Source organism: Peterkaempfera griseoplana (assembly GCF_001418575.1).
Classification (GTDB): Bacteria; Actinomycetota; Actinomycetes; order Streptomycetales; family Streptomycetaceae; genus Peterkaempfera; species Peterkaempfera griseoplana.
The window spans coordinates 1-800 of record NZ_LIQR01000419.1; the positions used below are offsets into that span (position 1 = coordinate 1).

Sequence of the window (800 nt, forward strand, 5' to 3'; positions counted from 1 at the left end):
CGGCCGACCGCGCCGCCGAGCATCGGCTTGTCCAGCTCGTAGGGATCCGCGTAGGACTTGGCGGCCGACATCCTGCCGCGCATGTACGGGTCGACGGAGAGGTACTCGTTGCGTACCAGGATCTGCCCGGGGCCCGGCTGCGGCACGGGCGCCTCACGCAGGGCGAAGTCGTCCGGGGTGGGCCAGCCCTGCGGCCTTGCCACCAGGTGCCACGCGCGGCCGGTGCTGGGGAGTGCCTGCTCTGCCATGTCCGCTGATCCCTTTCGTCTGGACTGCCCCAAATAAGTTCAGGTGCTCAAGCAACCATGCGTATGAAAAGTTCACCTTGTCAAATGTTCAGCTAGACTGTCGCCATGTCGCAGCAGCCGCATCCGCTCACCCTCGAGGTCGTCGACCTCATGGCCAAGCTCGTCGCGCTCTTCCACAAGGAGTACGAGGAGGCGGCGGCCGCTCGCTCGCTCACCGGGGCCCAGGCCAAGGTGCTGGCACTGCTGCGGCGCGGCCCGATGCCCATGCGGCACATCGCGCAGACGCTCAGCTGCGAGCCGTCCAACATCACCGGCATCGTCGACCGGCTGGAGACCCGGGGCTTCGTCACCCGGGAGGCCGACCCGCAGGACCGCCGGGTCAAACTGGTGGCCGCCACCGACTCCGGCCGCGAGGCCTCGGAGGAGCTGCGCGACTCCCTCAACTTCGCCCGTGAGCCACTGGCCGCACTGAGCGAGGAGGAGCGCGCCACCCTGCGCGACCTGCTGCGCCGGATGCTGGAGGGCGCCGCCTCCTCCTGACGCCCGTCAGGA

General features: G+C 69.2%; 1 protein-coding gene and 1 pseudogene. One reads left to right on the plus strand and one right to left on the minus strand.

Features of this window, described 5'->3' with window-relative positions; all coding sequences use genetic code 11:
* Nucleotides 1-248, minus strand: a pseudogene (locus AOK09_RS28325) (NADP-dependent oxidoreductase); the annotation flags it as partial.
* Between the two features lie 105 nt (nt 249-353).
* On the opposite strand from AOK09_RS28325, the gene AOK09_RS28330 reads away from it, so the two are divergent.
* Complete coding sequence (locus tag AOK09_RS28330; protein ID WP_055590094.1) at nt 354-788, plus strand: MarR family winged helix-turn-helix transcriptional regulator; 435 nt, start codon at nt 354-356, stop codon at nt 786-788.
* The last annotated feature ends 12 nt before the right edge of the window (nt 789-800 follow it).